Below are 12,364 nucleotides of genomic sequence, written 5' to 3'. Positions count from 1 at the left end.
AAGATCAGCCACTATCGGCGAAGACAGCCAGAGGTCACAAAGTGATGCTGGAGTATTAGGTCCCCTCCCGAGGAGCGACATGGACTTCGAACTGACCGAGGAGCAGCGGGCGTTCCGCGAGACGCTGCGCGCGTTCGTGGACAGGGAGATCGTGCCGGTCGCCGCGGAGTGGGAGCGCTCGGGCCGCCATCCCGCCGAGATCGTCGAGACGATGAAGCGGATGGGTCTGTTCGGACTGTCGGTCCCCGAGGAGTACGGCGGGCTGGCGGCGGACATGGTCTCCTTCGCCCTGGTCTTCGAGGAGATCTCCCGAGGCTGGATGGGGGTGGCGGGCACGATCGGCTCGCACTCCCTGGCCTGCTCGATGATCGCCCGGTACGGCACCGCCGAGCAGAAGGCCGCCTACCTGCCGGACCTGGCCACCGGCGCCCGCCGTACCGGTATCGCGCTGACCGAGCCGGGCGCCGGAACCGATCTTCAGGGCATCACCACGACCGCCCGCCGCGAGGGGGACCACTACGTGGTGCGCGGCGTCAAGACGTGGATCACCAACGCCCGCCACGCCGACCCGCTGCCGGTGCTGGTGAAGACGTCCCGGACCGAGCCGGCGCACCGGGGCATGTCGGTGCTGCTGGTGGACGCCTCCGCCGAGGGCTTCACCGTGGGCCGGGACCTCCCCAAGCTCGGCTACAAGGGCACCGAGTCGTGCGAGGTCGTGCTGGACGACGTGCGGGTCCCGGCCGCGAACCTCCTGGGCGACGTCGAGGGGCGCGGCATGCAGCAGGTCCTGTCGGGGCTGGAGCTCGGCCGGATCAACATCGCGGCCCGCGCGGTCGGCGTCGCCCAGGCGGCGTACGACGCCGCGCTGGACTACTCCCGGCAGCGCGCCGCCTTCGGGCGGCCGATCGCCGACTTCCAGGCGATCCAGCTCAAACTGGCCGACATGGCGACCGAGATCCAGGCCGCCCGGCTGCTCACCTACTGGGCCGCCACCCGGGCCGACGCGGGGGAGCGGGCCGACATGGAGGCGGGCATGGCCAAGTACTTCGCCTCCGAGGTCGCGATCAGGGCGTCGCTGGAGTCGATGCGCGTCCACGGCGGGTACGGCTACTCGCCGGAGTTCACGGTCGAGCGGCTCTACCGCGACGCGCCGATGATGGCGATCGGGGAGGGCACCAACGACGTCCAGCGCATGGTCATCGCCCGCGCGCTGATCTCCGGAAAGGGCCGGCTGGGCTGGTAGGGCCGGTACGGCGGGGCCACCCGGGACCGGTACGGCGAGGCCGCCCCGCTCCCGCGTCGTCCGCCGGGCTCCGGCCGGATCACCCCGCTTCCGCGTCGCCCGCCGGGCTCCGGCCGGGTCATCCGGCTCCGGGCGGGGTGCGGCGTGAGGCGCCGGCTAGGACCTGTTTTGTGGATCTTTCCGCCTACTGCGGTCGCCCAGGTGGCCCCTCGCCGCGTTGTCGCCCTGCCCCACGGAAACGCTCCGCAGGCTCCGCGTTCTCCGCGGGGACCCCGGAATCGCGTCACCCATAGCTCCGCTATGGCCTCCTCCTCCGCCTTGCGAGGGACCACCTGACCGATCCTCGCCACGGCGAAGATCCACAAAACAGGTCCTAGGCCGTCCGGCTCCAGACGGCGGCGTGCGGGGTGAGGCGGTCGAGCTGTTCCAGGAAGTACTCGGCCGTCGTGGCGGCCATGGCGCGCAGGGCCGGGATGCGGGCCTTGATCCGCTCGGTGTGCGCGGGCCGCTCGTCCCACACCCGGTCGACCTCGGCCAGCAGCGGGCCGGCGGCCTCCCTGACCACGCCCCGCAGGGCCGGCGCGCCGATCCGCTGGGCGAAGTCGAAGACCTTCCCCGCGTACGGCAGCGGCAGCAGCGGGACGCCGCGCATCGCGGCGAAGATCAGGAAGTGCAGCCGCATGCCGACCGCGAGGTCCAGGTGCCGGGTCAGGCCGAGGATCTGCCGGGGCCGGTAGTCGCCGTGCAGCACCCGGCAGCGGCCGGCGGCGTTCATGTGGGACACCACGGCGTGGGAGTGCCGGATGTCGTCGCGTTCCATCGGCACGAAGACGACGTCGGCGTCGAGCCGGTTGACCAGGAAGTCCCCGAGGTGCGCGAGCAGTTCGTGGTATCCCTGCACGTCGAGGTGCTCGGCGGCGCAGCCGGGTTCGCGCACGTTCATGCCGACGAGCCGCGTGCCCTCCCTGATGCCCTCGGCGCGCAGCATGTCCCGGCCGAACGGCTCGGGTTCGAGCAGCAGGGCGGGGTCGGCGGTGACGATGATCGGGGACATCACACCGGCCTCCTCCAGCGCCAGCCGGGACTCCTCGTCGCGGACGGTGACGGCGACGGCGGAGGTCAGGGTCTCCCGCGTCATCGTGCAGTCGGTGCGGGTGGTGAGCGGTCCGGCTCCCAGGGCGTAGGTGAAGACGGGGACGTCCCGTTCCAGGGCGAGCTGGGCCACCCGCAGGTAGCGGCGGGCCTCGGTGTCGTAGAGGATGCCGCCGCCGCCGAGGACCAGCATGTCCAGGCGGGCGATGACCTGGGAGACGGGTTCGCGGCTCATCCCCTCCCATCCGGTCACCTCGACGCCGGGGTAGTGGGCGTGCGTGTAGCCGGGGCAGCGGGAGAAGACCAGGGGGGTCACGTCGGGACGCTCCCGCCGGATGCCGTCGAGGATGCTGGTCAGGATGGCCTCGTCCCCGAGGTTGCGGCCGCCGTACGAGCCGAGGATGCCCACGGTCGGCCCCCGAGCATCGTTCATATTTATCCCTTCTTTCATCATTTAGGGATTTATGTCCTTTTTCAACGTGAGTACCCCGTGCGGAGGACCGTTACGCCCTGCCGGGGGAGACTCCGTACGGCCCGGCGAGGGGACGAACAGTAGTAATTTCATCCCATGCGACTGGGCGTTCTCGACATCGGTTCCAACACGGTGCACCTGCTGGTGATGGACGCCCATCGGGGCGCCAGGCCGCTGCCCGCCTACTCCCACAAGGAGGAGCTGCGGCTCGCCGAGCACATGGAGGACGGCGAGCGGCTGTCGGAGGCCGGGGCCGAGCGGCTGCTCAAGTGCGTCGAGCACGCCGTGCGGATCGCCGAGGACAAGGGCGTCGAGGACCTCATGGCCTTCGCGACCTCCGCCGTCCGGGAGGCCGCCAACGGCGAGGAGGTCCTCGGGCGGGTCAGGGCCGCCACCGGGGTGGGTCTCGAGGTGCTGTCCGGCCAGGACGAGGCGAGGCTGACGTTCCTCGCGGTGCGGCGCTGGTTCGGCTGGTCCTCCGGCCGGCTGCTGGTGCTGGACATCGGCGGCGGGTCGCTGGAGATCGCCTCGGGGATCGACGAGCAGCCGGACGTCGCGGTCTCGCTGCCGCTGGGCGCCGGGCGGCTCACCCGCGGCCGGTTCACCGCCGACCCGCCCCCGCCCGCCGAGGCGCGGGAGCTGCGCCGGCACGTGCGGGCGGAGATCGCCCGGGTCGTGGCCGCTGCCACCCGGTACGGCCGGCCCGACCACGCGGTGGCCACCTCCAAGACCTTCCGCCAGCTCGCGAGGATCGCCGGGGCCGCGCCCTCCACCGAGGGGCTCGGCGTCCGCCGGGTGCTCAGGCACGCCGACCTGGTGGAATGGGTGGGACGGCTGGTCGCGATGAGCGCGCGCGAGCGGGCGGCGCTGCCCGGGGTGTCCGAGGGGCGGGCGCCCCAGCTCCCGGCCGGGGCGATCGTCGCCGACGCGGCGATGGACCTCCTGGGCGTCGGCGAACTGGAGGTATGCCCGTGGGCGCTGCGCGAGGGCGTCATCCTCCGGCGGCTGGACGCGATGCCGGAAAGCTGAGGGTGAAGTTTACTCTCCCTTTGACCGGTAAGAGCGAATGAGTATGAACAGCGCTCAGGCAGAGGTGGAAGGCGCCGCGCACAGGGCGGCGAACAGTCGGACGTTGGAGAGGCTGACCCGGCTCGGACTGGCCTGTCGTGGCGTCCTCTACGGACTGATCGGTTTCCTGGCCCTGCAGATCGCCTTCGAGGGCGGCAGCGGGGGCAAGGAGGCCGACAAGACCGGCGCGATCGAGACGGTGGCCGAGCAGCCCTTCGGCACGGTGCTGCTCTGGCTGATGGTCGCCGGCTTCGTCGCGCTGACCCTCTGGCAGCTGTCGGAGGCCGTCATCGGCCGCGGCGAGACCAAGGACCGCGTCGAGTCGGTCGCGCGCACGGTGGTCTACGGGCTCATCGTGGCGGCACTGGTCAGCACGCTGCTGAAGGGAGACCCGGGAAGCTCGACCGACAAGAGCTCCCACGACCTGACCGCCAAGGCGATGGACCTGCCCGGCGGGCAGTTCCTGGTCGGCCTGGCGGGGCTCGGGCTGATCGCCCTCGGCGCGTACTGGGCGTACCGGGGATGGAAGAAGAAGTTCCTCAAGAACATGCGCACCGGTGAGATGCCGCCGAAGGTGCGGAACCTGGCCGAGAAGCTCGGCATGGCCGGCTACATCGCCCGGGGTGTGATCGCCGCGGTCGCCGGCGTCTTCGTCATCCAGGCCGCGGTCACCTACGACCCGGACAAGGCCAAGGGGATGGACTCGACGCTGCGCGCCCTGGCCGACGCCCCCGCGGGCCCGTGGCTGCTCGCCCTCATCGCGATCGGCCTGCTCCTCTTCGCGGTCTACTGCTTCTTCGAGGCGCGCTGGCACCGGGTGTAGCGCGGCGGACGCCGGGCGGGGAGCGCGCCACCGGCGTTTTCCCCGGAAGGCCGCATCCGTCTGGGACGGATGCGGCCTTCTGGTGTCCGGGAGGCGGCCATGCAGGCGGCGGCCCTCCTGGCAAGCCCGACCTGACTGTCCGGTGGGCCATCGGATTCCTACTTTTGTGAGACATCTCCCTCTTGGAGCGTCGCGTCCTCTCAGTGCGCGGACCACCTCGGAGGGGGCCAGATGGACGTCTCATCGGAGTACGACGGCGGCGAATGGGTTCTCCGCCTGGCGGGTTCTCCCGACCAGGTGGTGCGGGCACGCCGCCTGGTGTCGGTCACGCTCGGGCGCGACCACCCGCTCCACGACGACTGCGTGCTGCTGACCAGCGAGCTCGCCACCAACGCGATCGTCCACTCCCGGTCGGGGAGCGGCGGGGCGTTCACCGTCACCGTCGCCTGCTCCGCCTCGGGGGTGCGGGTCTGCGTCCAGGACGAGGGGTCGGCGGCGGCGCCGTGCGTGTGCCGCGCCCCGGCCGACGCCACCGGCGGCCGCGGCCTGCCGCTGGTGGAGGCACTGGCGCACCGCTGGGGCCTGGTCAGGGAGGCCGGGTCCAACCGGGTCTGGTTCGAGCTCGTGCTGGAGCCGGCCGCGGTGCCCGAGCCCCGGCTGGCCGGCGTCCGCTGACCTCGACGGCCGCCCGGCGAAGGCGCGGCCGGCGGCCCGGATCTCACACGGGCACTCCGCCCCCGGCCCGGCCTCACCCGGGCATCCCGCCCCCGGCCTTCACGCGGACGGCCGTTCCGCACCCCGCACGGCCACCCCGGCCGTCACACGGACAGCCGGCACAGCCCCTCGGCCAGGGCCCTGGTGGTCAGCCGGGTCCGGCTCTCGCAGCCCAGCTTGGCGAAGATGTGCTCCAGGTGGGTGGTGACGGTGCGGACGCTCAGCACCAGCGCCGCCGCGATCTGCGGGTTGGAGTCGCCGAGGGCGACCCGGGTGATCACCTCGACCTCCCGCGCGGTCAGCTCGTACGGCGGCGCGCACGGCCGCTCGGCGATCACCGCCCCCTGGAGGGCGCCGTGCGGCCCGACCCCGGCGCGCATCAGCCGTACCTCGTGCCAGCATCCGGTGGCGTCGAGCCAGAGGCCCCGCCGGTTGAGCTCGCGCGAGTCGATGAACTCCCGGGCGAGCCCGGCCATGGCGGGCTCGGCGGCGACGGCCGCCGAGTGCGGGGCGCCGGCGACGTCCCGGCGGTCGCCGTTGCGGTCGAACGCCGCCGCGCGGAAGCCCGGCGGCACGCCGACCGGGTTGACCACGCAGCGGCTCAGGTCGGTGACGTGGGCCAGGACGGGGGAGACGGCGCCGATCAGCGTGCCGGTCCCGGGGGTGAAGGCGGCGGGGTCGCGGGCGTTCAGGTGGAGCAGGCCGGTGTACCGGCCGTCTCCGCCGCCCTCCGCCAGGAACAGGGGCGCGGTCAGCCCGGAGCGCCAGCCGTACGGTTCCAGGTGGCGGCGGAAGTAGCGCTCGGTGCCGGGGGCGCCCATCGGCAGCGGCGTCCGCAGGTCCATGGCCCGGCGGTAGGGGGCGAGGCGGGCGTACTCCTCCGCGGCGTCGTCGTCCGTCCGGGGGTGGCCGCCTGCGACCAGGCTGCGGTGCCGGCCGGTCACGGGGTCGTAGGCGACGAACTCGTAGGCGTCCAGGGGGACGACCTCGCGCAGGGCGCGCATCGCGCCGGCCGCGCCACCGCGCCCGGCGATCTGGAAGCCCACTTCGGTGAACGCGTGGAGGTGGCGCGGGCTCAGGGTGATCTGATCCATGTCTCCTCCACGCACAGACTGCCGCAAACCAACCTAAATAGGAAGTACGTAAGTTATCTGATGCGTCTTCTGCGCCCTTCTGAGCTGTTCCGGCCGCGCACCGGGCCCCGGAGGCGCTCCCGGTGCGCGGCCGGACGGTCAGGCGGCCAGCAGGCGGTCCAGGACGCGGACGCCGAACTCCAGGCCCTCGACGGGGACGCGCTCGTCCACGCCGTGGAACATGCCGTAGTAGTCGAGGTCGGGGGAGAGCATCAGGGGCGCGAAGCCGTACCCCCTGATGCCGATGTCGGCGAAGGACTTGGCGTCCGTGCCGCCCGACATCACGTACGGCACCGGCCGCGCCGCCGGGTCCTCGGCGACGAGCGCCTCGCAGAGCCGGTCGAAGAACGGCGAGTCCACCGGCGCGGAGGGGGCGTCCTCGAAGCTGACGAACTCGCGGGTGACCTTCGGGCCGAGCAGCCGGTCGATCGTCTCCAGGAACTCCTCCCGGTATCCGGGCAGGAAGCGGCCGTCCACGTGCGCGCTCGCGGTGCCGGGGATCACGTTGACCTTGTAACCGGCCTCCAGCATGGTCGGGTTCGCCGAGTTGCGGATCTGCGCCGCGAACAGCGCGCCGACCGAGCCCAGCCGGTCGGCCTCCTCCTCCAGCCGGTCGAGGTCGATCGGCTCGCCCAGGATGTCGCCCAGCTCGGTGAGCAGCGCCGCCACCCCCGGGGTGAGCCGCACCGGCCAGCGGTGGGCGGCGATCCTGGACAGCGCGTGGCACAACTCGGCCACGGCGTTGTCCTTGGGCGGCTTGGAACCGTGGCCGGCGACGCCGGTCGCGGTGAGCCTCATCCACGCGGTGCCGCGCTCGCCCACCGCGACCGGGTAGATCCGCGCCCCGGAGGGGGCCTGGACGCTGTAGCCGCCGGACTCGCTGATCGCCTCGGTGCAGCCCTCGAACAGCTCCCGGTGCCGGGTGGCCGCGTAGCGCGCGCCGTACTCGCCGGTGGCCTCCTCGTCGGCCAGGAAGGCGAGCACGAGGTCCCGCTTCGGCCGCACGCCGCGCCGGGCCCAGTCGCGGACCAGGGCGAGCGTCATGGAGACCGTGCCCTTCATGTCCACCGCGCCCCGCCCCCAGACGCAGCCGTCGGCGACCTCTCCGGAGAAGGGGTGGACCCGCCAGTCGGCCGGTTCGGCCGGGACCACGTCCAGGTGGCCGTGGATCAGCAGGGCCTCGGGCGAGTCGCCCGGGATGCGGGCGACCACGCTGGTACGGCGCTCGGCCGACTCGAACACCACCGGCTCGACGCCGGCGTCGGTCAGCAGCTCGGCGACGTGCTCGGCCGCCGGGCGCTCGCCCGAGCCGGGGTTGGTGGTGTCGAACCTGATCAGGTCCGAGCAGATCTGGGCGACCTCGTTCATCGAAAAAACTCCCCCGAAAGTGGATTATTGGTGCATACCCTTAAGCGCCAGGGGCGGCACCTCGGGTGTCGGGAAGCCGAAGATCAGGCCGTAGAAGGCCAGCTCCGCCTCCAGGGCGGCGACGATCGTCTCCTCGCGGCGCCAGCCGTGCTGCTCGCCGGGGAAGGTGATGTACGCCCACGGCGTGCCCGCGCGGTCCAGCGCCGCGACGAACCGCTCGGCCTGGACCGGGTCGACGATCGCGTCCTCCAGGCCGTGCATGAGCAGCGCCGGGCCGGAGGCGCGGTCCGCGTGCAGCGTGGGGGAGCGGTCCAGGTAGCGCTGCCGGGTCTCGGGCAGCGGGCCGATCAGCCCGTCCAGGTAGCGCGACTCGAAGTCGTGGGTCTCGGCCGCCCAGCCCTCCGGGTCGGTGATCGCGTAGTGGGCCACCGCGCCCCGGAACACCGTGCTGTGCACCAGCGCGGCCGTCGACGTCCAGCCGCCCGCGCTGCCGCCCCGGATCGCGACCCTGTCCGGGTCGGCCTTTCCCGCGGCGACCAGGCCGCGCGCCACCGTCTCGCAGTCGCGCACGTCCACCACGCCCCACCCGCCGCGCAGCCGCTCGCGGTAGGCGCGGCCGTACCCGGTGGAGCCGCCGTAGTTCACGTCGGCCACGCCGATGCCCCGGCTGGTGAAGTAGGCGATCTCCAGGTCCAGGACCATGGTGCTCGCGCTGGTCGGGCCGCCGTGCACGAAGACCACGTAGGGGGCGGGCCCGGTGACGCCGCGCGGCGGGTACACGTGCGCGTGCACGCCGTCGAACGTCACCGCCTCCGGCTCCGGCAGCGCCTCGCGCGGCGGCAGCTCCTTGCGCGCCGACAGCACCTCGTGCCCGCCGGTCCGCAGGTCCACCCGGAAGACCTCGAACGGCGTGTACGGCGAGGCCGCCACGCCCGCCACCACGTCACCCGAGGCCGAGACGGTGGGGTTCCAGTAGGTCGGCGGCGCCTCGACGTCCTCGATCCGCCCCGTCTCCGGGTCCAGCACGCCGAGGCGGCGGCGGGCCGGGGTGCCGTGCAGCAGGACGATCCGGTCGCCCGCGAGCGCGAAGCAGGTGTTGCCCAGCCGCCACGGCGCGTCGCCGCACTCCTCGTCGAGCGGGGCGAGGTTGCGAGGCTCCCCGCCGTCCAGCGGCACCAGGTGCAGGTTCCACCAGCCGTCGCGGTCGGTCAGCGCGTACAGGGCGCCGTCGTCGCGCCACTCGGCCTGGACCACCGACTCCTCGGGCCCGCCCGTCACGACCCGGTACGGCCCGGCCGTACCGGCGGCGTCCAGCGGGGCCACGCACAGCTCGGTGCCGTCCCACGGCATGTTCGGGTGGTCCCAGCCGATCCAGGCGACGTGCGTGCCGCCGGGGGACAGGCGCGGGTTCGCCAGGAAGTGCTGGGCGGAGGCGATCACCCGCACCGGGCCGCCGTCCAGCGGGACCGCCACCAGGTCGCGGCGGGGCCCGGCGGGGTGCGTCTCGCGCACCGCCCACACCTCGGCGCGCCCCGGCGGCAGGTACAGGTCGCCGTAGCGGGCGCCGTCGCCGGGGGTCAGCGGCACCGGGGCGGCGTCCGGCGCGGTGTCCCGGACGGCGTCGGGCGCGGCGCCCGGGACGCCGGCCGGGGCGGAGGCGGCGGCGTCCGGCGCGGTTCGCCCGCCGTACCGGTAGATCCGCTGGTCGGACCAATCGGTGAACACCACGCCGCCGTCCGGCAGCGGCCGCCAGGAGCGCCCGCCGTACTCGATGAGGCGGTTGCGGGAGTTCCAGCCCTGGGGGATCGCGTCGCGCGGCACGCCGTCCGGGCCGCGCCGGACCACGCACCTGCGCCCGCCCTCGTGCGGACGCGGCTCGTCCCACCACACCTCCTCCCCGGAGATCTCGACCCAGAGGGGACGGTCGTCCACCCGGGCCACGTCGACGGGGCGGATGGGAGAGTCGTTCAGCATGATCACCAATTGCCGTCGGAAGGGGGCAGGGAGAAGCCGGGCGGGTGGATCACGTGCGCGATCCCCCCGCTGCCGGACGAGCGGAGCCAGACGTCGCCGAACGCGGCCCGCGGGTAGACCCGGCGCACCTCGTGGTCGCCGGGGGCGGCGGGGTCGTTGACGATCACGTCGCCGTCCGCGGTGAAGCCGGCGACGACCATGATGTGGCCGCCGGTGGAGTAGCCGGAGCCGGGCAGCTCGTGCTCCCGGAACGACTGCGAGGTGATGACCGGGATCCCCGCGCGGACCAGGCGTTCCAGCTCGGCGAGCGAGCGCAGCCGGGTGACGAACCCGGTGAGGCCGTAGCGGCCGGCGTAGGCGACGCCGAACGGCCAGTTGCCGGTGCCCTGGTAGCCGTGGTCGTACATGCCGCGGGCGGCGTGGTCCACGGCCGGGCACGGGTCGTCCGGCGGGACCCAGTCCAGATCGGCGGCGGCGGGCCCGCGGCCCCAGTAGGCGAGCACCATGCTCGTCGAGGCGGGGGCGCACCAGTTGGCCCCGCCGCCGTCCCACTGCGGGAAGTGCCCGGCGTGGACCTTCTGCGACCGGCACGGCACGTCCAGCTCGACGTGCCCGGCCGGCACGGTCCCGGCGTCCGGAGGAGCGGCGTCCGCCGGGGCCGAGGCCATCACCGCGGTCCCGTGGACCCGCGCGCCCGAGCCGTACAGGGTGAACCTGAGCCTGTAGGCCGTCACCGGGCGGGCCGCCACGTAGGTGTCCACGGCGACGTCGCCGTGCTCGTCGCCCTGTCCGGGCAGGGAGGTGCGGTGGATGTCGCCGTCCTCCTCGGCCCAGCGGCCCATCACGTACCAGCGGGTCAGGTCGCCCGACGCGGTGCGGGCCCGCAGCTCGACCTGGATCCAGGACCCCGGCGGGGCGCTCGCCGTCCATGACGGCACCAGTTCGGCGGCGGGGAAGCCGATCGGCGTCTCCTCACCGGTCCAGCGGGCGTACTTCCAGGTCGTGACGGCGTCGCCGAACGGGTCACGGTGGTCGGCCAGGCCGATCTCCTGGGGCTCCACGTCCGCCCGCCGGTGCAGGGCGACGCGGCGCGCGCCGGCGGAGGAGGACATGGTCACGCCGCCCAGTGTTGCCGCTGGGGCGGGTGCGGCGCATCGGATGGTTTACGTATCGCGGGCGCGCTCCCGGTCCACGCGTCACGGATCCGCGTGACGCGGGCGCGCTCCCGATCCGCACGCCGGCGGCACGTCCCCCGGGTTCATGTGCCGCCGGCGTGCCCCCGTCCGGTGGGTGCGTTCCCGGCCCGCGTGTCGCGGGCCGGGATCCGGGCCCGGCTGCCGGATCCCTCCTCACCGCTTTACAAGCTCTCCTGTGCTGTGTATTAAATACTATTTAATGTTCGCCACCCGCCGAGGACGGGTGGACATCGGTGGAAGGAACCGCGCCCCATGATCCATGTGCGGATGCGCCTGATCGGCATGACCTTCGGTCTCCTGGCCCTCGCCGCGGGCACCGCCTCCTGCTCCTCCGGGCAGGAGACGGCCTCCGGCGAGACCACGGTCAAGAAGGACGGGACCGTGAAGATCGCCTATATCCAGAAGCAGGGAGACCAGCAGTACTTCGTCGACCAGGCGAACGGCGCCAAGGAGGCCGCCAAGGGGCTCGGCGCCCAGGTCACCGTGTTCGACGTCGGCGAGGACGCCGACAAGGCGATCAGCGCGGTCGACACCGCGATCGCCCAGAAGTTCGACGCCATCGCCGTCGTCGTCCCCGACCAGCAGATCGGCCCCCAGGTCATCGACCGGGCCCGCGCCGCCGGGATCCCGCTGCTGGCCTCCGACGACGTCATCAAGGACGGCTCCGGCAAGGAGGCCCCGTTCGTCGGATTCGACGGCACGATGATGGGCGAGCAGGTCGGCAAGAAGGCCGCCGAGCTGTTCAAGGAGTCCGGCTGGAAGCCGGAGGAGACCGCGGTGCTCAGCGTCACCAAGCTGGACCTGTCGGTCTGCCAGGACCGGGTCGGCGGCGCCTGGGACGCCTTCCAGAAGGAGGGCGTCACCGGCGTGAAGAAGATCGACCTCGGCGCCGACAACACCGTGACCGGGGCCCAGGACAAGGCCGCGGCCACCGTCACCGCCAACGCCTCCGTCAAGCACTGGGTGGTCTGGGGCTGCAACGACGAGAGCGAGACCGGAGCGGTGACCGCGCTGGCCAACGCCGGGTTCGGCGCGAAGGACGTCATCGGCGTCGGCCTGGGCGCCTACCTCACCTGCAAGGACTGGAAGGCCGGCAAGGAGAGCGGCAACCGCGCGGCGCTGTTCATCAGCGGCACCGAGGTCGGGAGGTCCGCCGCCGGGGCGCTGGTGAAGAAGGTCCGCGGCGAGGCCGAGCTTCCCCCCAGGACCATCGCCAAGACGGAGATGGTCGACGCGGGCACCTGGCAGCAGGCCGGCGTGGTCTGCACCTGACCGGCACGA

The 12,364-nt window shown here is 73.1% G+C and carries 10 protein-coding genes; 5 read left to right on the top strand and 5 right to left on the bottom strand.

Going from position 1 to position 12,364, the window contains the following annotated elements; translation table 11 throughout:
• Positions 1–79: 79 nt before the first annotated feature.
• On the top strand, positions 80–1,243 hold the full coding sequence (locus AB0D67_RS21625; protein ID WP_362938350.1) for an acyl-CoA dehydrogenase family protein: 1,164 nt from the start codon (positions 80–82) through the stop codon (positions 1,241–1,243).
• A 373-nt stretch (positions 1,244–1,616) separates the two neighbouring features.
• Here AB0D67_RS21625 and AB0D67_RS21620 read toward each other — a convergent pair whose 3' ends face one another.
• Positions 1,617–2,768 (bottom strand): polysaccharide pyruvyl transferase family protein, encoded by a 1,152-nt coding sequence (locus AB0D67_RS21620; RefSeq protein ID WP_362938347.1) that lies wholly within the window; start codon positions 2,766–2,768, stop codon positions 1,617–1,619.
• Between the two features lie 135 nt (positions 2,769–2,903).
• Between AB0D67_RS21620 and AB0D67_RS21615 the strand changes: the two genes are divergently transcribed.
• The 3 genes from AB0D67_RS21615 to AB0D67_RS21605 all read left to right on the top strand — a co-directional run bounded on the left by AB0D67_RS21615 (position 2,904) and on the right by AB0D67_RS21605 (position 5,373).
• Entirely contained in the window at positions 2,904–3,836 is a 933-nt protein-coding gene (locus AB0D67_RS21615) for a Ppx/GppA phosphatase family protein (RefSeq protein WP_362938344.1), read from the top strand.
• 103 nt (positions 3,837–3,939) lie between these two features.
• Positions 3,940–4,698, top strand: a complete 759-nt coding sequence (locus tag AB0D67_RS21610) for a DUF1206 domain-containing protein (RefSeq protein ID WP_362938341.1) — start codon at positions 3,940–3,942, stop codon at positions 4,696–4,698.
• A gap of 231 nt (positions 4,699–4,929) precedes the next feature.
• The gene (locus AB0D67_RS21605; protein ID WP_362938338.1) at positions 4,930–5,373 is read left to right on the top strand and encodes an ATP-binding protein; all 444 of its coding nucleotides are present in this window, start codon (positions 4,930–4,932) and stop codon (positions 5,371–5,373) included.
• Positions 5,374–5,516: 143 nt separating this feature from the next.
• Here AB0D67_RS21605 and AB0D67_RS21600 read toward each other — a convergent pair whose 3' ends face one another.
• From AB0D67_RS21600 to AB0D67_RS21585, 4 genes are all read right to left on the bottom strand, one after another.
• On the bottom strand, positions 5,517–6,506 hold the full coding sequence (locus AB0D67_RS21600) for a LuxR C-terminal-related transcriptional regulator (RefSeq protein WP_362938335.1): 990 nt from the start codon (positions 6,504–6,506) through the stop codon (positions 5,517–5,519).
• A 138-nt stretch (positions 6,507–6,644) separates the two neighbouring features.
• Positions 6,645–7,913 (bottom strand): M20/M25/M40 family metallo-hydrolase, encoded by a 1,269-nt coding sequence (locus AB0D67_RS21595; RefSeq protein WP_362938332.1) that lies wholly within the window; start codon positions 7,911–7,913, stop codon positions 6,645–6,647.
• A gap of 24 nt (positions 7,914–7,937) precedes the next feature.
• A complete protein-coding gene (locus AB0D67_RS21590; RefSeq protein ID WP_362938329.1) occupies positions 7,938–9,887 on the bottom strand; it encodes a prolyl oligopeptidase family serine peptidase in 1,950 nt (649 codons plus the stop codon).
• A 2-nt stretch (positions 9,888–9,889) separates the two neighbouring features.
• The gene (locus AB0D67_RS21585; RefSeq protein WP_362938362.1) at positions 9,890–10,999 is read right to left on the bottom strand and encodes a C39 family peptidase; all 1,110 of its coding nucleotides are present in this window, start codon (positions 10,997–10,999) and stop codon (positions 9,890–9,892) included.
• Between the two features lie 336 nt (positions 11,000–11,335).
• Between AB0D67_RS21585 and AB0D67_RS21580 the strand changes: the two genes are divergently transcribed.
• The gene (locus AB0D67_RS21580) at positions 11,336–12,355 is read left to right on the top strand and encodes a substrate-binding domain-containing protein (RefSeq protein ID WP_362938326.1); all 1,020 of its coding nucleotides are present in this window, start codon (positions 11,336–11,338) and stop codon (positions 12,353–12,355) included.
• Positions 12,356–12,364 lie beyond the last annotated feature (9 nt).

Origin of the sequence: Streptosporangium sp. NPDC048047 (assembly GCF_040653115.1) — a bacterium.
GTDB lineage: Bacteria > Actinomycetota > Actinomycetes > Streptosporangiales > Streptosporangiaceae > Streptosporangium.
Note: the sequence above shows the minus strand (reverse complement) of the source record. Positions and strands in the feature narration are given on the sequence as shown.

Coding starts and splice junctions, on each gene's coding strand:
- AB0D67_RS21625 (WP_362938350.1), top strand. CDS start 80: ATGGACTTCGAACTGACCGAGGAGCAGCGGGCGTTCCGCGAGACGCTG.
- AB0D67_RS21620 (WP_362938347.1), bottom strand. CDS start 2,768: ATGAACGATGCTCGGGGGCCGACCGTGGGCATCCTCGGCTCGTACGGC.
- AB0D67_RS21615 (WP_362938344.1), top strand. CDS start 2,904: ATGCGACTGGGCGTTCTCGACATCGGTTCCAACACGGTGCACCTGCTG.
- AB0D67_RS21605 (WP_362938338.1), top strand. CDS start 4,930: ATGGACGTCTCATCGGAGTACGACGGCGGCGAATGGGTTCTCCGCCTG.
- AB0D67_RS21600 (WP_362938335.1), bottom strand. CDS start 6,506: ATGGATCAGATCACCCTGAGCCCGCGCCACCTCCACGCGTTCACCGAA.
- AB0D67_RS21595 (WP_362938332.1), bottom strand. CDS start 7,913: ATGAACGAGGTCGCCCAGATCTGCTCGGACCTGATCAGGTTCGACACC.
- AB0D67_RS21590 (WP_362938329.1), bottom strand. CDS start 9,887: ATGCTGAACGACTCTCCCATCCGCCCCGTCGACGTGGCCCGGGTGGAC.
- AB0D67_RS21585 (WP_362938362.1), bottom strand. CDS start 10,999: ATGTCCTCCTCCGCCGGCGCGCGCCGCGTCGCCCTGCACCGGCGGGCG.
- AB0D67_RS21580 (WP_362938326.1), top strand. CDS start 11,336: ATGATCCATGTGCGGATGCGCCTGATCGGCATGACCTTCGGTCTCCTG.